At 74.1% G+C, this 20,284-nt stretch carries 19 protein-coding genes; 8 read left to right on the top strand and 11 right to left on the bottom strand.

Annotated elements, in window-relative coordinates; translation table 11 throughout:
* Positions 1–2: 2 nt before the first annotated feature.
* From dnaK to Q5694_RS18215, 4 genes are all read right to left on the bottom strand, one after another.
* A complete protein-coding gene (dnaK, locus tag Q5694_RS18200; RefSeq protein ID WP_333934181.1) occupies positions 3–1,862 on the bottom strand; it encodes a molecular chaperone DnaK in 1,860 nt (619 codons plus the stop codon).
* Between the two features lie 165 nt (positions 1,863–2,027).
* Positions 2,028–2,456 carry an OsmC family peroxiredoxin gene (locus tag Q5694_RS18205; RefSeq protein WP_333934182.1) on the bottom strand — a complete coding sequence of 143 codons (429 nt, stop codon included), beginning with the start codon at positions 2,454–2,456 and terminating at the stop codon, positions 2,028–2,030.
* 216 nt (positions 2,457–2,672) lie between these two features.
* A complete protein-coding gene (locus Q5694_RS18210) occupies positions 2,673–4,736 on the bottom strand; it encodes an alkaline phosphatase family protein (RefSeq protein WP_333934183.1) in 2,064 nt (687 codons plus the stop codon).
* A 241-nt stretch (positions 4,737–4,977) separates the two neighbouring features.
* Entirely contained in the window at positions 4,978–5,379 is a 402-nt protein-coding gene (locus Q5694_RS18215) for a hypothetical protein (protein ID WP_333934184.1), read from the bottom strand.
* 83 nt (positions 5,380–5,462) lie between these two features.
* Here Q5694_RS18215 and Q5694_RS18220 point away from each other — a divergent pair, with 83 nt between their 5' ends.
* Both Q5694_RS18220 and Q5694_RS18225 read left to right on the top strand, forming a co-directional pair.
* Positions 5,463–6,236, top strand: a complete 774-nt coding sequence (locus tag Q5694_RS18220) for an MBL fold metallo-hydrolase (RefSeq protein ID WP_333934185.1) — start codon at positions 5,463–5,465, stop codon at positions 6,234–6,236.
* Positions 6,233–6,880, top strand: a complete 648-nt coding sequence (locus tag Q5694_RS18225) for a DedA family protein (RefSeq protein ID WP_443040897.1) — start codon at positions 6,233–6,235, stop codon at positions 6,878–6,880. The genes Q5694_RS18220 and Q5694_RS18225 overlap by 4 nt, the downstream gene beginning before the upstream one ends.
* Positions 6,881–6,964: 84 nt before the next feature.
* On the opposite strand, the gene Q5694_RS18230 is transcribed toward Q5694_RS18225, so the two are convergent.
* The 4 genes from Q5694_RS18230 to Q5694_RS18245 form a co-directional block, all read right to left on the bottom strand.
* Positions 6,965–8,017: an MBL fold metallo-hydrolase gene (locus Q5694_RS18230; protein WP_333934186.1), complete on the bottom strand. Its 1,053-nt coding sequence runs from the start codon at positions 8,015–8,017 to the stop codon at positions 6,965–6,967.
* Positions 8,014–9,261 carry an aminotransferase class I/II-fold pyridoxal phosphate-dependent enzyme gene (locus tag Q5694_RS18235; RefSeq protein WP_333934187.1) on the bottom strand — a complete coding sequence of 416 codons (1,248 nt, stop codon included), beginning with the start codon at positions 9,259–9,261 and terminating at the stop codon, positions 8,014–8,016. Before Q5694_RS18235 ends, Q5694_RS18230 begins: the two co-directional genes overlap by 4 nt.
* 296 nt (positions 9,262–9,557) lie before the next feature.
* A complete protein-coding gene (locus Q5694_RS18240; RefSeq protein ID WP_333934188.1) occupies positions 9,558–10,544 on the bottom strand; it encodes a hypothetical protein in 987 nt (328 codons plus the stop codon).
* A gap of 78 nt (positions 10,545–10,622) precedes the next feature.
* The gene (locus Q5694_RS18245) at positions 10,623–11,456 is read right to left on the bottom strand and encodes an RNA polymerase sigma factor SigF (RefSeq protein ID WP_333934190.1); all 834 of its coding nucleotides are present in this window, start codon (positions 11,454–11,456) and stop codon (positions 10,623–10,625) included.
* Positions 11,457–11,700: 244 nt separating this feature from the next.
* Here Q5694_RS18245 and Q5694_RS18250 point away from each other — a divergent pair, with 244 nt between their 5' ends.
* The 4 genes from Q5694_RS18250 to Q5694_RS18265 all read left to right on the top strand — a co-directional run bounded on the left by Q5694_RS18250 (position 11,701) and on the right by Q5694_RS18265 (position 15,207).
* Complete coding sequence (locus Q5694_RS18250; protein WP_333934191.1) at positions 11,701–13,494, top strand: thiamine pyrophosphate-requiring protein; 1,794 nt, start codon at positions 11,701–11,703, stop codon at positions 13,492–13,494.
* Positions 13,495–13,674: 180 nt separating this feature from the next.
* On the top strand, positions 13,675–14,076 hold the full coding sequence (locus Q5694_RS18255) for a DUF2795 domain-containing protein (protein WP_333934192.1): 402 nt from the start codon (positions 13,675–13,677) through the stop codon (positions 14,074–14,076).
* Positions 14,077–14,150: 74 nt separating this feature from the next.
* Positions 14,151–14,582, top strand: coding sequence for a CBS domain-containing protein (locus tag Q5694_RS18260; RefSeq protein ID WP_333934412.1), 432 nt, complete (start codon positions 14,151–14,153; stop codon positions 14,580–14,582).
* A gap of 82 nt (positions 14,583–14,664) precedes the next feature.
* Positions 14,665–15,207, top strand: a complete 543-nt coding sequence (locus Q5694_RS18265) for a type 1 glutamine amidotransferase domain-containing protein (RefSeq protein ID WP_333934193.1) — start codon at positions 14,665–14,667, stop codon at positions 15,205–15,207.
* A gap of 248 nt (positions 15,208–15,455) precedes the next feature.
* Here Q5694_RS18265 and Q5694_RS18270 read toward each other — a convergent pair whose 3' ends face one another.
* Positions 15,456–15,743, bottom strand: coding sequence for a DUF6158 family protein (locus Q5694_RS18270; protein ID WP_333934194.1), 288 nt, complete (start codon positions 15,741–15,743; stop codon positions 15,456–15,458).
* A gap of 64 nt (positions 15,744–15,807) precedes the next feature.
* Between Q5694_RS18270 and Q5694_RS18275 the strand changes: the two genes are divergently transcribed.
* Positions 15,808–16,908, top strand: a complete 1,101-nt coding sequence (locus Q5694_RS18275; RefSeq protein ID WP_333934195.1) for a baeRF2 domain-containing protein — start codon at positions 15,808–15,810, stop codon at positions 16,906–16,908.
* 38 nt (positions 16,909–16,946) lie between these two features.
* Here Q5694_RS18275 and Q5694_RS18280 read toward each other — a convergent pair whose 3' ends face one another.
* Complete coding sequence (locus Q5694_RS18280) at positions 16,947–18,566, bottom strand: ABC-F family ATP-binding cassette domain-containing protein (RefSeq protein ID WP_333934196.1); 1,620 nt, start codon at positions 18,564–18,566, stop codon at positions 16,947–16,949.
* A gap of 151 nt (positions 18,567–18,717) precedes the next feature.
* On the bottom strand, positions 18,718–19,260 hold the full coding sequence (locus Q5694_RS18285; RefSeq protein ID WP_333934197.1) for an MOSC domain-containing protein: 543 nt from the start codon (positions 19,258–19,260) through the stop codon (positions 18,718–18,720).
* 184 nt (positions 19,261–19,444) lie between these two features.
* Here Q5694_RS18285 and Q5694_RS18290 point away from each other — a divergent pair, with 184 nt between their 5' ends.
* The gene (locus Q5694_RS18290) at positions 19,445–20,266 is read left to right on the top strand and encodes a methyltransferase domain-containing protein (protein ID WP_333934198.1); all 822 of its coding nucleotides are present in this window, start codon (positions 19,445–19,447) and stop codon (positions 20,264–20,266) included.
* The last annotated feature ends 18 nt before the right edge of the window (positions 20,267–20,284 follow it).

A 20,284-nucleotide genomic window follows, 5' to 3' on the forward strand; every position in this document is an offset into this window, starting at 1 on the left:
CCTCAGGCCGGGCCCTCCCTGCCGTCCCGTCGGTCCTCGTCGACGATTTCCGCGTCCACCACGCCGTCCTCGTCCCGGGAGGTGGCGGTGGGGTGGTCCGTCGGAGGCTGCTGGGCCTGGGCGTAGAGGGCCTGTCCCAGTTTCTGGCCGGCCGTGGCGAGCTTCTCGACGCCGGCGCGCAGGGTGGGGGTGTCCGCCTGCTGCTCGAGCCGTTCCTTCACCTCCCGGACGGCCGACTCGACCTCGGACCTGGTGTCGGCCGGGACCTTGTCGGCGTTGTCGCGGAGGAACTTCTCGGTCTGGTGAACGAGTTGCTCGGCCTGGTTGCGGGTCTCGGCGGCCTCCCGGCGCTCGCGGTCCTGCTGCGCGTACTGCTCGGCCTCGCGCATCATGCGGTCGATGTCGTCCTTGGGCAGGGCCGAGCCGCCGGTGACGGTCATCTTCTGCTCCCGGCCGGTCGCCAGGTCCTTGGCGGAGACGTGCATGATGCCGTTGGCGTCGATGTCGAAGGCGACCTCGATCTGCGGGACGCCGCGCGGGGCCGGGGGCAGGCCGGTGAGGTCGAAGACGCCGAGCTTCTTGTTGTACGCGGCGATCTCCCGTTCCCCCTGGTAGACCTGGATGCCGACCGAGGGCTGGTTGTCGGCGGCCGTGGTGAAGATCTCCGAACGCCGCGTGGGGATCGTGGTGTTGCGCTCGATGAGCTTGGTCATGATGCCGCCCTTGGTCTCGATGCCCAGGGACAGCGGGGTGACGTCGAGCAGCAGCACGTCCTTGACGTCGCCGCGGATGACGCCCGCCTGGAGCGCGGCGCCCAGGGCCACGACCTCGTCGGGGTTGACGCCCTTGTGCGGTTCCTTGCCGGTCAGTTCCTTCACGAGGTCGGTCACGGCGGGCATGCGGGTCGAGCCGCCGACGAGGATCACGTGGTCGATCGCCGAGAGCTGCACGCCCGCGTCCCGGACCGCCTGGTGGAACGGGGCCCTGCAGCGGTCCAGCAGGTCGGCCGTGAGCTCCTGGAACTGGGCCCGGGTCAGCTTCTCTTCGAGGTGCAGGGGCCCCTCGGCCGAGGCCGTGATGTAGGGCAGGTTGATCGTCGTCTCGGTGGAGCTGGACAACTCGATCTTGGCCCTCTCGGCGCCCTCGCGCAGCCGCTGCCGGGCCATCTTGTCCCGGGCGAGGTCGACGCCGTACTGCCCCTGGAAGCGTGTGACGAGGTACTCGACGATCCGCTGGTCCCAGTCGTCGCCGCCGAGGCGGGTGTCACCGTTGGTGGCCTTGACCTCGATGACGCCCTCGCCCATCTCCAGGAGCGACACGTCGAAGGTGCCGCCTCCGAGGTCGAAGACCAGGACCGTCTGGTCGTTGTCCTTGTCCAGGCCGTAGGCGAGGGCCGCGGCGGTCGGCTCGTTGATGATGCGCAGGACGTTCAGGCCCGCGATCTCCCCGGCCTCCTTGGTCGCCTGGCGCTGGGTGTCGTCGAAGTACGCGGGGACCGTGATCACCGCGTCGGTGACGTCCTCGCCGAGGTAGGACTCCGCGTCCCGCTTCAGTTTCTGCAGGACCCGTGCCGACAGCTCCTGCGCGCGGTAGCGGGTGCCGTCGACGTCGCCCTGCTCCGGGAAGCGCCAGGCGGCGTCCCCCATGTGCCGTTTCACCGACCGCGCCGTGCGCTCCACGTTCGTCACGGCCTGCCGCTTGGCGACCTCGCCGACCAGCACCTCGCCGTTCTTGGCGAACGCCACGACCGAGGGGGTGGTCCTGGCCCCCTCCGCGTTGGCGATGACGGTGGGTTCGCCGCCCTCCAGCACGGCGACCACCGAGTTCGTCGTTCCGAGGTCGATCCCGACCGCCCGTCCCATCGCTGTCCCCTTCCGTCAGGGCGCCCCGCACACTTTCCAGCACAAAACTTGAGTGCGCTGTTGTCAATGCCGCGTGGGGTGGCGGACGGCCGCGGGAGGTCACGGACGGCGCGACGCGCGGGACCGCCCGGCCGGGCGGTCCCGCGCGTCGAGGGCCGGACGTGCTCAGGCCAGCTTGGCGGACAGCGTGATGGGCGTCGCCTTCAGCGCCTGGCTCACGGGGCAGCCGGTCTTGGCCTCCTCGGCGGCGGCCAGGAAGGCCTCCTCGTCGATGCCGGGGACGGTGCCCTCGACGGTGAGGTGGATGCCGGTGATGCCCTCCCCCGGCTGGAAGGAGACGTCGGCCGAGGTCACCAGCTTGGTGGGCGGCGTCCCGGCCTTGTTCAGGATGTTGGAGAAGGCCATGGAGAAGCAGCTGGAGTGGGCGGCGGCGATCAGCTCCTCGGGGCTGGTCTTCCCGTTCGCCTCTTCGGCGCGGGAGGCCCACGTGACCGGCTGCTCGCCGATGGCGCCGGAGGAGTCGAAGGTGACGACACCCTTCCCCTCCAGCAGGTTGCCTTCCCAGACCGTGTGTGCGGAGCGCGTGGTAGCCACGAGTTCTTCCTTTCGCGTACGACAGTCGCGTGGGGGCCCGTCCGACGGGTCCTGTGTCCCCCATCCGATCACATCACGCCTCAACTGACGCGGAAGACCGGACCCCTGGGGTGGAACGGCAGCCGCGCGCCCGGCGGCACGAGGCAGGCGCGTTCGCGGTGTACGCGCACGTCCCGCACCGGCCTCGGGAAGGATCGGCACCCGCGCAGCCGGATCTCAGGCTGCGTGCTCCTCCTCGCCGGCCTCCACCGGCACCTGCGGCCCGTTCGACTCGCGCAGCCAGCGGCGCAGGACCCGGTGCACCTGCTCGGCGCCGACGAGCGCCTCCCCTTCCCGCACCGGCGCCGACAGGGCGGTGGGCGACAGCAGGAACGGCCTGCCCTGGGCACCGCCGAGCCCTCCGTGGGAGCCGATCTGCTCCTCGAACGCGAGGACTTCGCCGTCGGCCGGATCGTGGAAGGAGTTGACCATGATGTCGGCGGTGTGCGGGAAGGAGTCCGTCCGGCGCACCGCGTCGGCGGCGCCCGGGCCGAACGGCGCCAGCGGCCCGGGGTTGTCGTCCAGGTCGGCGAGCGGGATCTCGGCACCGAAGGCGCCGAGGACGACCGCGCCGTGCTCCTCGCTGCGCACCAGCAGGAAGCCGATGCCGGGATGGTTGGCGAGGGTCGGCAGCAGCGCCGGGTGGCGGGCGTCGATCTCCTCCTTGCTCAGCCGGTGCGGCACGTCCGGGAAGGAGATCAGGCCGAGGTTGCCGGAGGCCAGCACGATCGGCTCCTCCCGGCGCTCGGGGCGGTGCCGCTCGCCTCCCTCCTCCACGGGGATGCGCAGGGCGGCGCGGACGGCGGCCCGGGCCTCCGCCCCGCTGCGGGTGCGCTCCGCCCTGCGCGGCACGGGCATCCCGCAGCCGGCCCGGACCAGATCGCCCAGGGTGAGGCCGTAGCGGGAGCGGAACGTCTCGCCGGGGCTCTGGCCGTGGTCGGACAGCACCACGATCCGGTAGGGGCGCGGGGCGTGTTCGGCGACGTTCTCGATCAGGGCGAGGCAGCGGTCGAGCCGTTCGAGGACCTTCTGCGCGTCGCGGCTCGCGGGACCGGAGTGGTGGGCGACCTCGTCGTAGGCCACGAGGTCGGCGTAGACGGCGGTGCGGCCGGCCAGCATGTCGCCGGTCACCGCGGCGACCACGACGTCCCGTTCGACGACGGTCGCGAAGGCCCGCACCAGCGGGTAGAGGCCCCCGCGGGAGACGCGGGGGCGCTGCTTGCTCAGGCGGGCCCGGGTGGACTGGCCGATCTCCCGGCCCACCTCGGCGATGAAGGACAGGGCGGTGCGCACGGCGTTGGCCGGATCGGAGAAGTAGGCGAAGTAGCCGTCCCGGGAGCGGTTCTCCCGGCTGCGGCGGCGGGCGGCGATGGACAGGACCAGGGCCTGCTCGTCGGCTCCGCCGCTGAACAGGTTGCCCCGGCTGGCGCCGTCCACGGCGAGCAGCCCGTCGTGCCCCGCGTGCCGCACGGCGCGGCGCTGCAGTTCGATCGCGCTGGTGGGCCGGTTGCAGACGACGACCTCGCGGGTGTCCTTCTCGTACCAGCGGAACGCCGGGACGTCGTGGTTGCTGCCGTGCAGGATGCCGAGCTGGCTGGCGCCGGTCTGGCTGGACCAGTCGGTGCGCCAGGGGGTGAGCCGGTGGCCGCCGTCCTCGATCCAGCGGGCGACGGTGGGCATCAGGCCCTTGCCGACGGCGTCCAGCAGGGTGTCGTGGCCGACGCCGTCCAACTGCAGGAAGACCGTGCCGTGAGTGGACGGACAGGGGGGTCCGGAGCGGCGGCGGCGGCGGTCGGAGAGGCGGTACAGCCGGCGGCGGTAGGCGTCGTCGTCGCGTACGGCGAGGGCGGCGCCGGTCGCCGACGCCACGGCCGACATCACCGCGGCGACCACGACGGCGGTCTCCGGAGCGGCGGCCCCGCGCTCGGCCGGGTTGAGGTTGAGGGCGAGCAGCAGCAGGGCGCCGTTGAGGAAGAACACCAGCAGGCCGAGCACCAGCGCCGGGACGAGGAGCAGCAGCCGGACGAGCAGCGGCCACACCAGGGCCGACAGCAGACCGAAGGCGCCCGCGCCGAAGGCGGCCGTGACGGCGATGTCGGTGGCGCTGTCCCCGTCCTCGGAGCGGAGCCGGAAGTCGGGCAGGATCCCGGCGAGCACGAGCATGGTGACGGTGGAGACCGCCCACACGGCGACGCTCCGCCCGACCTGACTGGCGGCTCGCCGCCACCGCACGCCCCGCACCCCTCAGCCACCTCACGTCCCGGCCCGTCCCGCGGGCTTCCTGCTCACAGTGTCCCAACGCACGCGGGGGCCCGTCCGTCTCCCCCTTCCGCCTGCGGTCGAGGCCGCTCGCCTTCCCCGTCCCGGCGGCACGCACGCACGGCGGCAGCCGTCGCGCGAGCACGATGTGCCGGCCGCACGACGGGCCGGCCGCAGGACCGGCCGGGTGGACGGCGACGGGGGCGGACGGCGGGTCCGACGCTCAGCGGCCGTCGTAGCCGGCCGTCGGCATCGACAGGCGGCGGTGCACGCACGCCTTCATCTCCGCGTCGTACGCCGGTTCCGCGTGGCCCACCGTCTCGACGCGCACCCCGCGGCGCGCGCACTCGGCGGTGAACTCCTCGACCGAGGCGAGCGCGCTCTCCAGGACCCGCCGGCTGGGCGCCACGAACACGTCGTGACCGGGCCGGACGCCGTCCCACAGGGCGCCGTGGTCGGGCCGCAGCCCGCGCACGAGTAACTCCCGGCTGACCACGTAACCCCGCTCGGCGGCCCAGCGGGCGCACATCGCGTGCTGGCTGCGGGAGTCGACGAGGAAGGGATCCTCGTCCAGCTCCTCCAGCGGCGTCAGACTCGCGATCGCCGTCACCCGGACCGGCCCCATGGCGTCCCCCCTCACCTCCGGTTTCGCCGCCGACCCTACTCCTGCACGTAGGCTTCGGGGAGTCGCGCGAAGGAGGCAAAGAAGTGCCGGTGGAGATCACCTGGTGGGGTCACGCCACCTGCACGGTGGAGGACTCGAACGTACGGGTGCTCACCGACCCGTTGTTCGCGCGCCGGCTCGCGCACCTGCGGCGTCGGCGCGGGGCCCTGCCGCCCCCCGCCGCCCACCGCGCCGACGTGGCCCTGGTCTCCCACCTGCACGCCGACCACCTGCACGTGCCGTCCCTGATGCGCCTGGAGCCCGGCACGCGCCTGCTCGTGCCCCGGGGCGCGCGCCGGGCCGTGCCCGGTCTGCGCCGGCTCACGCACCTGCGGGTGAGCGAGGTGGCGCCCGGGGACGAGACACGGGTCGGCGACCTCGTCGTACGGGCGGTGCCGGCACGTCACGACGGGCGGCGGCTGCCGTTCGGGCCGCACCGCTCCCCCGCCCTCGGCTACGTCATATCCGGCGAGGCCAGGACCTACTTCGCCGGGGACACGGGCCTGTTCGAGGAGATGGCGAAGGAGGTCGGACCGGTCGACGTGGCGCTGCTGCCGGTGGGCGGCTGGGGGCCGTACCTGGGCGAGGGCCACCTGGACGCCGGCCGGGCGGCCCAGGCGCTGGCCCGGCTCGCGCCGCGCAGTGCCGTACCGGTGCACTACGGCACGTACTGGCCGATCGGCCTGGACGCCGTGCGCCCCCACGAGTTCCACACGCCGGGGCAGGAGTTCGTGCGGCTGGCCGCGCGGCACGCGCCCGGGGTGGCGGTGCACCGGCTGGAGCACGGGGAGAGCGTGCGGCCGGAGGCCGCGCAGTGAGCGGGACGGCGGGGGTGTCCCTGCTCGCGGCGTCGGCCGTCACACCGGCGTCCGTGGTGCCGGAGGCCACGCAGCAGGCGATCGGGTACCCGACCCTCTTCGTCCTGGTGCTGGCGGGAGCACTGGTGCCGGTGATCCCGACCGGAGCGCTGGTGAGTTCGGCGGCGGTGGTGGCCCTGCACCGGACGGCACCGTTCTCGCTGGCGATGGTGTTCGTGACGGCGTCGCTGGCCGCGTTCCTGGGAGACGCGACGCTGTACTGGCTGGGGCGGCGCGGACTGGCCTCCAAGAACGGCTCGCGGTGGCTGGAGGGGATCCGCAGACGGGCACCGGAGGACCGGCTGGAGCAGGCGCAGGAGAAGCTGGCCTCGCACGGCGTCGCCGTGCTGGTGCTGTCGCGGCTGGTGCCGGCCGGCCGCATACCGGTGATGCTGGCCTGCCTGCTCGCCAAGTGGCCCCTGCGCAGGTTCTCCCGGGGGAACCTCCCGGCGTGTCTGGCCTGGGCGGTGACGTACCAGTTGATCGGGATCCTGGGCGGGTCGCTGTTCGCCGAGCCGTGGGAGGGCGTCGTGGCGGCGATCGGGCTCACGCTGCTGCTCAGCGTGGTGCCGGGTCTGGTGCGGCGGGTGCGGCGGGCGCGGTAGCGGGTGGCGGGCGCTCCGATCTTCCGGGTGCGGGTCGTGTCGGGGGCCGGGCAGTCCCCCGCGCCCGGCCGGAAGTCCGGGGTGTTACAGGATTCTTGACGCGCCCACCGGCAGGTCCCACAGGTTCTCGCGGGGCAGGCCCGTCTTCTCCCAGGCGGCGCGCACGCGGGTGAGCGGCTCCAGGACCGGTTCGGCGGACAGGACGAACGTGCCCCAGTGCATGGGCGCCATCCGGGCCGCGCCGAGGTCCTGCGCGGCCCGGACCGCCTCCTCCGGGTCGCAGTGCACGTCGCTGAGCCACCAGCGCGGGTCGTAGGCGCCGATGGGCAGGAGCGCGAGGTCGATGCCCGGGTAGCGGCTGCCGATACGGGAGAACCAGTGGCCGTAGCCCGTGTCGCCCGCGAAGTACACGCGCCGGCCGTCCCGGTCGGTGAGGACCCAGCCGCCCCACAGGCTGTGGCAGGTGTCGGTCAGGGTGCGCTTGGACCAGTGGTGGGACGGCACGAAGTCGAAGCGGACGCCGTCCAGTTCGGCGGCCTCCCACCAGTCCAGCTCCGTGACGCGCGTGAACCGGCGGCGGTGGAACCAGCGGGCGAGCCCGGCCGGGACGAACACCGGGGTGTCGCGCGGCAGTCGGCGCAGCGTGGGCGCGTCGAGGTGGTCGTAGTGGTTGTGGCTGATGACGACGGCGTCGACCCGGGGCAGGTCCTCCCAAAGCACGCCCACGGGGGTGATGCGGGCCGGGGTGCCCAGGATGCGGCGGGACCAGACCGGGTCGGTGAGGACCGTCAGGCCGCCGATCCGCACGACCCAACTGGCGTGTCCCGCCCAGGTGACGCCGACGGTGCGGGCGTCGACGCGGGGCAGCGGGGCCGGCGCGTAGGGCAGCCGGGGGATGTCCGCGAGGCCCTCGGGGCCGGGCCGTACGGCGCCCTCGCGGGCGAAGCGGGCCATGGCCTTGAGGCCGGGGAGCGGGGTGGTCAGCCGGTCGTGGAAGGTGCGCGGCCACACTCTGCGCTCGGCGAGCGGCCGGGGTTCGGCCAGGGGCGGGCCGGGCGGTGCGAGTGGCGAAGGGAGGGCCGGGGCATCCTCCCCCGGCGTGGCCGTGCTCGTGGTCGACTCGGACTGCTGCGTCATCGCGGAGGCTCCCATCGCTGAGCGTCGTCGCGGAGGTCGTCGAAGACCGACTTCAGTTGGATCAACGCGCGTTGCACGTGCGGCAGTTCCAACGGCGTGGGGGTGGTGAGGCATTCCGCGCGCTCGGCGTCGGAGCCGGTGAGCAGCGGGCCGGTGCACAGCCGCACCCGCGGGGCCTGGAGGTCGTCGCCGAAGCGGTGCCCGCCCGGGGCGGGCATGCCGAGGCGGTCGGTGAGGAAGTCCTCCAGCTCCTGGGCGTCGCCGACGCCGCGCGTGCTCAGCGCGTCGCGCAGTGGGGCGAGGTCGACGTACAGGTGGCGTCCGGCCCGTGGGGGCCGGGCCAGGGCGCCCGCCGCGACGACGGCGGAGTGCGCGGCGGCGGCCAGGCGTGCGTGCAGGCGCACGCTGGCGGCGACGCGCTCGGTGACGGGCCCCGGCTCGGACAGGGCGTACGCGGCGGCCGAGGCGACCGGGGCGGCGACCCGGGCGTCGAGCGCGGTGAGGACGTCGAGCACGCGCGCCTTCAGGCCCTCGCCCCCCTCCCCGGCCGGGAAGCGGGCGACGGCGGCCGGCCAGCCGGGCGGGAGCAGCGCGCCGGCCAGGTCGCTGACGACCGTGACCCGGTCCGGCAGCATCTCGGCGGGGCTGAGCAGCACCGTGCCGTGCGGGTCGTGCAGCGTGTCGCGCCACGTCTCGTCGCTCACCAGGTGCAGGCCCTCGCTTCGGGCGGCTTCCACGGTCTCGTGCAGCAGCTCGGGAGGGGCGACACCGGCCGTGGGGTCGTCGGCGACGGACAGCACGAGCAGCCGCGGGTCGCCGCCCTCGGCCCGGACCCGGCGCACGGTCTCCAGCAGCGCGTAGGGATCGGGGACGCCGCCGCTCTCCGGCGGGGTGGGCACGTGGAAGGCGGGACGGCCCAGCAGCCGGGCGTACGGGGCCCACCAGGCGGCGCAGGGCCGGGGCACCAGGACGTCGCCCCCGAGAGCGGCGGTCAGGGCGAGCAGCAGGGTCGGGGCGCCGGGGGCGGCGGCGACGCGGCCGGGATCGCAGTGCAGTCCGCGCCGGTCCCAGTAACCGCAGGCGGCCCCCCGCAGGGCGGGGCCGCCGCCGACCGGTTCGTGGCCGCCGCGGGCCGCGGCGGCCGAGAGCACGGCGGACAGCTCCGGCAGGACCGGCAGCCCGTCGTCCGGGAGCGGGGGCCCGAACCGGACCGGGCCGTGGCCTTGCGGGTCCGTCCGCAGCATCCGTACCTCCGCAGTGCCTGGTGCCGCCGTGTGGTGCCGCCGCGACGCGTGCGCCGCTCCGCTCCCGCGCTCCCCGCGGGTGCGGCCGGGCCTCCACGGGCTCTGAGTACCCACGGGGGCGCCGGCCCATGGGCGCCCGGCGGGGTCGTGACGGTCACAGCATGATCGGGGCCGGGCCGGGGAAGCGTGGGGCTCCCGCGGCACCGGTGCGCGCCGGGCGCGCGCGTCCCGGCCGGGATGTACGGGTGGCCCGGGCGCGCCGTACGGGTGAGCCCGGGTCGGTTGTCCCGGCCGGTTCAGCGGCAGGGGTCGCTCCGGCGGGTGCGCAGCCGGTGCGCGGCGGCGCCCAGGGCGCCCGCGATCAGCAGACCGCCCGCGACCAGTGCCGGTACGGAGTCGGTGAACGCACCGCCGTCACCGGCGCGCACGCCGCGCTGGACGGGGGCCTCGCCGCACTCGGTCCGGCCCGGCTCGTGGCGGGGCGACGACTCCGGGCAGGGCTTGTGCGCCGGCGGGTGCGGGCCGGAGCCGTGCCGGACGGTGAACGTCGCGCTCCACTCCTTGCCGTGGCCCCCGGGCGCCGCCGGGCAGGTGCCGTCGACGGTCCACGCGGAGTCCTTCCCGCCGCTGTGCGGGTCGCCTTCGAAGTCCTCGGCCGGGGCGATGGCGGCGGTGCCGCGGTAGACCGGTGCGGTGCCCTTGCCGCCGGAGCCGGCGCCGCCCTCGGTCATCCACTCGGAACCTCCGCCGAGGGTCTCGGAGTCCTCGCCGAGCGCCTCGGGGTCCTCCCCGAGCAGATCCAGGTCTTCGCCCGGCGGCTCGGGGTCCTCGCCGGGAAGCCCGGCGTCCCCCTCCAGGGCCTCGGCGTCCTCTTCCAGGGCCTCGGCGTCCTCTTCCAGGACCTCGGCGTCCTCCCCGAGGACCTCGGCGTCCTCCCCGAGGGCCTCGTCGTCCTCCCCCGCGATTCCGGCGGAGGCGAGCGCCGCCGTTCCGGGGCCGGACGGTCCGGCACCCCGGTCGGCGGCCCCGTGCTCGGCGGCACCCCCGCCGTCGACCAGGCGCAGCGACGCCGTGCCCTCGGCGAAGGCCTCGGAGGTCGCCTCGATGCTCTCGGGCGGCGGCCCGCCGGTCGGATCGCAGCGGACCGACACGGTGAGCGTGCCGCCGGGTTCGACGTCCGCGGGACGGACCTCGGCGGCCGGTTCGGCGAAGGCGGGCGTGAAGCCCGCCAGGCCGGTCGCGGCGACGGCGGTGACGATGAGGGCGTGCAGGGTGCGGCGCATGGAGGGGACTCCTTCGTTCGTCATGCCCCTCTGCCATGACAGCCCGCGCCCGTCGGCACCGCGCGGAACGGGACCCCATTAGCGGGACGGCGCCCGCCGATCGGGTGACGCGGAGTCCGCCTGGGCCACGTCCCGCATGACCTGCTCCCGCACCCGCCCGCAGCACCGGCTCAGCAGCCGGGACACGTGCATCTGCGAGATGCCCAGCTCCTCGGCGATCCGGCTCTGGGTCATGTCCCCGAAGAAGCGCATGTACAGGATCGCCCGTTCACGCTCGGGCAGTGCCGCCAGCCGCGCCTTCACTGCCTCGCGGTCCACCACCGTCTCCAGCGCGGGGTCGGACGTGCCCAGGGCGTCACCCAGCGAGTAGCCGTCGTCGCTGCCGGGCAGCTCCGCGTCGAGGGACAGGGCGGTGAAGCTCTCCAGCGCCTCCTGACCGGCGCGGACGTCCTCCTCGCTCATGCCCGTGTGCGCCGCGATCTCCGCGACGGTGGGCCGGTGGCCGGGCGAGGTCTGGGACAGCTCTCGCGTGGCGAAGCGCACGCGGTTGCGCAGCTCCTGGACGCGGCGGGGCACGTGCAGGGTCCACATGTGGTCGCGGAAGTGCCGCTTGATCTCGCCCGTGACGGTGGGCACGGCGTAGCTCTCGAAGGCGGTGCCGCGCGCGGGGTCGTACCGGTCGACGGCCTTCACGAGGCCGAGGGCCGCGACCTGGCGCAGGTCCTCGTAGCTCTCGCCGCGGCTGCGGAAGCGCCCGGCGAGCCTGTCCGCCATCGGCAGCCACGCCTCGACGACGGCGTCGCGCAGGGCGTCGCGCTCGGGACCGGCGGGCATCGAGGTGAGGCGGGAGAAGGCCTCCGTGGTGTCGGGGGCGTCATGGTGAGGGTGCTTGGCACCGGTTCGGGTCGGCATTGCGCGTCCCCATTTCCCTGCTGGGTGCTGCGGGTCGGGCGGTCACCGCGGGGAGCGAGGCGCGCCGGCCGGCCGGACCGGGCGCCGCCTGCGGCGGCCGAGCCGCTCCCACGGGCGTGCCTCAGGTCCGAAGCACTCATGTCCGCCTGCCCCCTCCGGGCCGCCCCAAACACGCACGGGGTTTTCCGTCCGCGCGCGCGGTGACTCGTAGGGCTCTGTTCCCCTGCGTCACGGGAGGTCGTACATGAGCACCAAGGTCGCCGACCACGTCCTGCACAGGCTGCGGCAGTGGGGAGTGGAGCAGGTCTTCGGCTACCCCGGGGACGGCATCAACGGACTGCTCGCGGCGTGGGGCCGGGCGGAGAACGAGCCGCGCTTCGTGCAGGCGCGGCACGAGGAGATGTCGGCGTTCCAGGCGGTCGGCTACGCCAAGTTCAGCGGACGGCTCGGGGTGTGCGTGGCGACGTCGGGGCCCGGCGCGATCCATCTGCTGAACGGCCTGTACGACGCCAAGCTGGACCACGTCCCGGTGCTGGCGATCGTCGGGCAGACGCACCGCAGCGCGATGGGCGGCTCCTACCAGCAGGAAGTGGATCTGCACACGCTGTTCAAGGACGTCGCCTCCGACTTCGTGGAGACGGTGACGGTCCCCGAGCAGCTGCCGAACGTGCTGGACCGGGCGATCCGCACCGCGTACGCGCGCCGCTGCCCGACCGCCGTCATCATCCCCGGTGACGTCCAGGAGCTCGACTACTCCCCTCCGGCGCACGAGTTCAAGATGGTGCCCTCCAGCCTGGACCGCAGCGCGTGGACGGCGGTCCCCTCCGACGACGCCGTGCGCCGGGCGGCGGAGATCCTCAACTCCGGTGACAAGGTGGCGATCCTGGTCGGCCAGGGCGCGGCCGGTGCGCGGGCCGAGGTCGAGCGGATCGCCGAGCTGCTCGGCGCGGGTGTCGCCAAGGCGCTGCTCGGCAAGGACGTCGTCAGTGACGAACTGCCCTACGTCACCGGCTCCATCGGCCTGCTGGGCACGCGTCCGTCGTACGAGCTGATGCGGGACTGCGACACCCTGCTGACCATCGGCTCGTCGTTCCCCTACTCCCAGTTCCTGCCGGAGTTCGGCACGGCGCGGGCGGTGCAGATCGACATCGACCCGCACATGATCGGCATGCGCTACCCGTACGAGGTGAACCTGGTCGGTGACGCCAGGGCCACCCTGGAGCGGCTGATCCCGCTGATCGAGGGCGGACGCGGGCGCGAGTGGTACGACACGGTGTGCGACAACGTGCGGCGCTGGCACGAGGTCATGGAGCGGCGGGCCCGGCTGGAGGCCGATCCGGTCAACCCGGAGTACGCGGCCCGCGCGTTGTCCCCGCTGCTTCCGGACGACGCGATCGTCACGTGCGACTCGGGCTCGACGGCGAACTGGTACGCCCGGCACGTGTCGATGCGGCCGGGCATGCGCGGTTCGCTGTCCGGCACGCTGGCCACGATGGGCTGCGCGGTGCCGTACGCGATCGGGGCGAAGTTCGCCCACCCCGACCGGCCGGTGGTGGCCCTGGTGGGGGACGGGGCGATGCAGATGAACGGGCTGGCGGAGCTGATCACGGCCGCCAAGTACCGCCACCGGTGGGACGATCCGCGGCTGGTGTTCGCGGTGTGGAACAACCGTGACCTGAACCAGGTCACGTGGGAGCTGCGGGCCATGGGCGGCGCTCCGTCGTTCCTGCCCTCGCAGGAGCTTCCGGACGTGCCCTACGCCGAGTTCGCCCGCTCCCTCGGTCTGACCGGCATCCGTGTGGAGAAGCCGGGCGAGGTGGAGGCGGCCTGGCGGACCGCGCTGGAGGCGGACGGGCCCGCGGTGGTGGAGTTCCTCACCGATCCGGCCGTCCCGCCGATCCCCCCGCACGCCACCTGGGAGCAGATGGAGGCGACCGCGGCATCGCTCCTGAAGGGCGACGCCGACCGGGGATCGGTGGTCAGGCAGGGACTCAAGGCGAAGGTGCAGGAGTTCCTGCCGGGGCGGGAGCGGCCGTAGCCGCCGCCGGGGCGGGGGGTGCGCCCGCCGGGCCCGGCCCCCTGTGGGGAGGGTGCGGTCCGGCTCTCCCGCGGGCGCGGGCGCAAACCGGTGCGTACGCGGCGATCCGGTGGCCCGCGGCGGTGTCGGCCGCCGGTGTTCGGGTACGCGGTGCGGGCCCCCGAACGTCTGGAGGGAGACATGCAGCGAGGTAACGACCGGCTGAGCGTCCACCGGGACGACGAGATGAAGCACGAACTGCAGGGTCTGCTCAGGTCCGGGCACCCCACGCGTGCGGAGGACTGGCACGACCCGGAGCCGTACGCCGAGGACGACCCGGAGGTGGCGTACGGGCCGGTGACACCGGGCCGTGGCCCGGGCTCCCTGGAGTCGGTGCGGCTGGACCTGGCCCGCATTTTGGGCCGCAGGGCGTTCCCCGCGACCTCGCGGGAGCTGGTCCGCGCGTTGCGTGCCGGGCGGGCGCCCGACTCGCTGGTCGAGGCAGTGGAGGGATTGCCGCGGCAGGAGCGCTACGGCACGGTCCAGGAACTGGCCCGGGCCGTGGTCCGGATCCGGGAGACCGGCCCGCAGGAGTACGCGTGAGGAACCGCTTCGGGGGCACCGCGGCGCGCGCCGCGGTGCCCCCGCCCGGCCTGGAAGGGGACGGAGGCCCGCGGATGGCCGAGTACGTGAAGGACGTGATGACCCCGGGCGTGGTCGCCGTGCGCCCGGACGCCTCGCTCGTCGAGGCGGCGCAGTCGATGCGCACGCAGAACATCGGGGATGTGGTGGTGGCCGAGGGGCAGGACGTGATCGGTGTGCTCACCGACCGGGACATCACCGTGCGGGCGGTCGCCGACGGCCTGGACCCGGCGACGGTGAGCGTGCGGAGCGTGTGCACGAAGGACCCCGTGACGGTGGCGCCGGAAGATTCGGTGGCGACCGCGGTGACGCTGATGCGCGAGCGCGCGGTGCGCCGGTTGCCGGTGGTGGAGAACGGGCTCCCGGTCGGGATCGTCAGCCTCGGCGACCTGGCCGAGGCGGAGGACCCCGCCTCCGCCCTCGCCGACATCAGCCGCGCCGAGCCGGACGGCCGCGCCGGCATCTGACCGCCCCGGCGGTCACCGGAAGAACGACGACAAGCACCAGCAACGACTGGGACACGCAGGACGAGAAGGGACAGGGAACATCATGCGCATCGCATTTCTGGTCGCACCCGAGGGCGTCGAGCAGGTCGAGCTGACCGATCCGTGGCAGGCCGTGAAGGACGCGGGCCACGAGCCCGTGCTGGTCTCGACGCAGGAAGGCGAGATCCAGGCGTTCAACCACCTCGACAAGGCCGACACCTTCCCCGTCGACGAAGTGGTGGGCGAGGCCTCCCCCGGATCGTTCGACGCGCTGGTGCTGCCGGGCGGCGTCGCCAACCCGGACTTCCTGCGGATGGACGACGACGCCGTCGCGTTCGTGCGGGACTTCTTCGAGCAGGGCCGCCCGGTCGCGGCGATCTGCCACGCCCCGTGGACCCTGGTCGAGGCGGACGTCGTACGCGGGCGGGTGCTGACCTCGTGGCCGAGTCTGCAGACGGACATCCGCAACGCGGGCGGCACCTGGGTCGACCAGCAGGTCCAGGTCTGCGACCACGGGGCGAACAAGCTGGTCACCAGCCGCAAGCCGGACGACCTGAAGGCGTTCTGCGAGACCTTCCTGGAGGTCTTCGCGAAGAGCGCGGCCTGACGCGGGCCCGGCGAGCGGGCACACCGTCGAGACAGGACCGGGCCGGTCGTCACCGCCCCGGTCCGCGTCGTTCACGGCACCGGTCTCCTTCGGGCCGGCACGGTCCCCTTCGGACCGGCACGGTCTCCTTCGGGCCGGCACGGTCCCCTTCGGACCGGCACGGTCCCCTTCGGACCGGCACGGTCCCCTTCGGACCGGCACCGGCCACGGCACCGGCCCGAAGGGGTCCGGTGCCGTGCCGGCGGGGCTCAGGTGCCGGGCGTCGTGGGGGTCGCCGACTCCCCGCTCGTGCGTTCCCGGGCCCCCTCGCGGGTGCGGCCGGCGGCCACCGGACGCTGGGGGTTGCGGCGCAGGTACTCGCCCTCGAGCTGCGCCATGCGCTCGTTGTGGGCGCGCAGCGCGTCGTTCGAGCCGTACAGCAGTGTGTCGTGGCGCGTGCGGTGGATGGTCTCCAGCTCTTTCATGAGCTGCTGGTCGTCCAGCCGGTCAGGATCCACTCCGGTCATCGTGTCGCCCCGCTCGTCGTGTTCGTTCATGCGGCCCGGGTACCCGCCCCGGGAGCAAAGAGCACCACCCCCGAGAGGCACCCGGGAGGGAGCCATGGATCTCGCTTTTCTGCACCCACTGTACGAACACCCCGGTCCCTGGGCTTCCGTGTACGTGGACACGTCCCGGCAGACGGAGGACACCGCGCACGAGCGGCGGCTGACGGCACGGGCCATGGCCGGGCAGCTGGCGGACCGAGGCGCGGACGAGGCGACATGCCGGGCCGTGCAGGGCGCGATCGAGGATCTGCGGCACTCCTCCGACCCGCACGGGCGGGCCCTGTTCGCCCGGGACGGCGAGATCGTCCTCGACGCGGCGCTGGTCCGTCCGCCGCAGGGCGGGGACTGGGCCGAATGGGCGTCGCTGCCCCGGGTCGCCCCGCTGCTCGACCTGGCCGGCGAGGACCCGTTGTGCGTGGTGGCCTACGTCGACCGCAAGGGCGCCGACTTCGAGCTGCGCAGTGCGCTGGGCCGCCGGGAGGCGGGCGGTGTCACCGGGCGGCAGTGGCCGGTGCACCGGACGAGCACCGGTGAGTGGTCCGAGCGGCATTTCCAGTTGCGGGTGGAGAACACCTGGGAGCACAACGCCGCCGAGATCGCCGACGCCCTCGCCGTCTGCCAGGAGGAGACGGGCGCCGACCTGCTGATCCTCGTCGGCGAGCAGCGCGAGTGCAGGGCGGTGCACGAGCGGCTGCCGAAGCGGCTGCACGGCCGAGCCGTGCAGGCCCCGCACGGGGCGGGCAGCCGGCTGCTGGACGAGGACGTGGAGCGCATCCGCGCCGAGCAGGTGGCGCGGCAGACCGAGGCGGAGCTGGAGCGGTTCCGCGCCGCGCGCGCCCCGGACGACGAGGGGCGCGCCGGGGCCGTCGAGGGCGTGCCCGCGCTGGTGGAGGCGGCGCGGGAGCACCGCATCGACGAGCTGCTGGTCCGGGTGGACGGGCCGGACGCGCACCGCGAGGTGTGGATCGGCGAGGACCCCGACCAGCTCGCGGTGCGGCGCACGGACCTGAAGATCCTCGGCGAGCAGCACTCCTGGCCGGCCCGGGCGGACGACGCGCTGATCCGGTGCGCGGTGGCCACGGACGCGCCCGCCCTGTCGGTCTCCGCCCAGGAGGTGCCGGTGGGCGGCCTGGGGGCGCTGCTGCGCTGGAAGTGAGCCGCCGCCCGGGCGGAGCGGCCTCGTGATCAATACACCTAGCGGGCCCGCTCCACCCTTCGTTCGTCCCAGACCGGCTCCGGGGTCTCGCGCACCCTACCGTCACTGCCGAACACCAGATAGCGGTCGAATGAGCGGGCGAACCAGCGGTCGTGCGTCACGGCCAGGACCGTGCCCTCGAAGGACTCCAGCCCTTCCTGGAGCGCTTCGGCGGACTCCAGGTCCAGGTTGTCGGTCGGCTCGTCGAGCAGCAGCGCGGTCACGCCCTGCAGTTCCAGCAGCAGGATCTGGAAGCGGGCCTGCTGGCCGCCGGACAGGCGCTCGAAGGTCTGCTCGGCCTGCCGGGTGAGCTCGTAGCGGCGCAGCCGGGACATCGCCGCGCCCCGGTCCTGTGCGTGCTCCTTCCACAGGATGTCCAGCAGGGTGCGGCCCTGGAGCTCCGGGTGCGCGTGCGTCTGCGCGAAGTGGCCGGCGACCACGCGGGCGCCGAGCTTCCACCGCCCCGTGTTCGCCACGTCCTCACCGGCGAGCAGGCGCAGGAAGTGGGATTTGCCGGAGCCGTTCGACCCCAGGACCGCGACCCGCTCCCCGTAGAAGACCTCCAGGTCGAAGGGGTGCATCAGGCCGGTGAGCTCCAGCTTCTCGCAGGTGACGGCCCGGACACCGGTGCGGCCGCCCTTCAGGCGCATCCGGATGTCCTGATCGCGCGGCGGCTCGGGGGGCGGGCCGGCCTCCTCGAACTTGCGCAGCCGGGTCTGCGCGGCCGCGTACCGGGACGCCATCTCGTGGCTGACCGCGGCGGCCTGGCGCAGGTTCAGCACGAGCTTCTTCAGCTGGGCGTGCTTCTCGTCCCAGCGCCTGCGCAGTTCCTCGAAGCGGGCGAAGCGCTCGCGCCGGGCCTCGTGGAAGGTGGCGAAGCCGCCGCCGTGCACCCACGCGTCCGCTCCGGCGGGTCCCGGTTCCAGGGAGATGATCCGCTGGGCGGCGCGGGCGAGGAGCTCGCGGTCGTGCGAGACGAACAGGACGGTCTTGCGGGTCTCGGCGAGGCGCTGCTCCAGCCAGCGCTTGCCGGGCACGTCGAGGTAGTTGTCCGGCTCGTCGAGGAGCAGCACCTCGTCGGTGCCGCGCAGCAGCGCCTCCAGCACCAGGCGCTTCTGCTCGCCGCCGGACAGCGTCCTGACCAGGCGCCACTGCGCCTTGTCGTAGGGGACGCCGAGGGCGGCCGTGGTGCACATGTCCCACAGCGTCTCGGCCTCGTACCCGCGGGCCTCGGCCCAGTCGGCGAGGGCCTGGGCGTACCGGAGCTGCGCGGGCTCGTCGTCGACGGTCATGAGGGCGTGCTCGGCGGCGTCCACGGCGCGGGCGGCCTCGCGGATGCGGGGCGCGGACACCGACACCAGCAGGTCGCGCACGGTCGTCTCGTCCCGCACGGACCCGACGAACTGCCGCATCACGCCGAGTCCGCCGCCGACGGTGACGGAACCGCCGTGGGGCTTCAGCTCGCCGGAGAGCAGGCGCAGCAGGGTCGTCTTCCCCGCGCCGTTCGGGCCCACGAGGGCCGCCACGGCCCCCTCCCCCACCCGGAACGAGACGTCGCCGAGCAGCGCCCGTCCGTCGGGCAGGTAGTACTCCAGGTGCGCGGCTTCGAGATGACCCATGGGCGTGATTGTCCGGGCCGGGCCGCTGACCGGGCAAACGCATTTCCGGTGGCCGCCGGGCGGGCGCCCGGAACCGGCGACCGGACCGCCCGGAACCGGAGACGCCGGGCCGGCGGGAGCCGGACGCCCCGGGCCGGCCGGAGCCAGGGCGTCAGACCCGCTCCAGCGGCCGGAACGGCTCTGCGGGCAGCTCCACACCGATCGGGTCTCCCGGGCGGACCACACCGCCCTCCCGGACCACGCTCATGATGCCCGCCCTGCGCACGACCCGGCCCTGCTGGTCGCGGCCGACCACGTGCTTGAGCAGTCCGGCGCGGAAGGCGTCGATCTGCAGGCACGGGTTGCGCAGCCCGGTCACCTCCAGGACGGCGTCGCCGCCGATGCGCAGGAGTGTGCCGGTGGGCAGGGAGAGCAGGTCGACGCCGCGGGTGGTGATGTTCTCGCCCAGGTCGCCGGGCGCCACGTCGAACCCCGCTTCGCCCACCTCGTCGAAGAGTTCCTCGTGCATCAGGTGCACCTGCCGCAGGTTCGGCCGGGTGCGGTCCTGGGCCATGCGCGAGCGGTGCCTGACGGTCTCCCCGGCGTGCACGTCCCCTTCCACCCCCAGTCCGGCGAGCAGCCGGATGCTGTCGCGGTTCGGCTTGGTGAAGGAGTACTCCCCGTTGCTGCTGACCGTCGTCACTCGCCCGCTCATGCCGTGCTTCCCCCTGTTCGGCCATGATGATCGACCACGAGCCTGCCGCGCACAGGGCAGGTGTGTCCACCCCGCCGCGTCCGCCCCGAGTGCTGTCCCATCTGGAGAGACGGGGGTCTCACCATCCGGTCGGGCGGCGTACGGTGATGCCCTGCCGCACCGATCGGAAGGGCTGGGACCCGCCATGCCGGAAACCCGGGAGACCGCCGTCTACACGCACGGGCACCACGAGTCCGTGCTCCGCTCGCACACCTGGCGGACCGCCGCCAACTCGGCCGCGTATCTCCTCCCTTCGCTCGAGCCGCACATGAGGATCCTGGACATCGGCTGCGGGCCGGGCACGATCACCGCCGATCTGGCGGAACGGGTGCCGGACGGGCACGTCACGGGCGTCGACCTGGCACCGGCCATCCTGGAGCGGGCCCGGGCCACGGCGGCCGCGCGGGGGCTGCGCAACACCGGCTTCGCGGTCGCCGACGTGCACGCCCTCGACTACCCGGACGACACGTTCTGCGTGGTCCACGCCCACCAGGTCCTCCAGCACGTCGGCGATCCCGTCCGGGCGCTGCGCGAGATGCGCAGGGTGACCCGGCCGGGAGGCCTCGTCGCCGTACGGGACGCCGACTACGCGGCGATGACCTGGTACCCGGCCTCCGAAGGGCTGGACGGCTGGCTGGACCTCTACCGCCGGGTGGCCCGGGCCAACGGCGGGGAGCCGGACGCCGGGCGGCGGCTGAGGGCCTGGGCGCTGCGGGCCGGATTCACGGACGTCACCGCGGGCTCCGGCACCTGGACCTTCGCCACGGCCGAGGAACGGGCGTGGTGGAGCGGACTGTGGGCCGACCGGACACTCGCCTCGGCCTACGCGGACCGGGCGTTGCGGGGCGGGCACGCGAGCGAGGCGGAACTGCGGGACGCGTCCCGCGCGTGGCGCGAGTGGGGCGCACGGCAGGAGGGGTGGTTCAGCGTCCTGCACGGAGAGATCCTCTGCCGGAAAGAGGCCTGAAGCGAAGAGGGCGCCCCC

It is taken from the genome of Streptomyces sp. AHA2 (assembly GCF_036857595.1).
Lineage (GTDB): Bacteria > Actinomycetota > Actinomycetes > Streptomycetales > Streptomycetaceae > Streptomyces.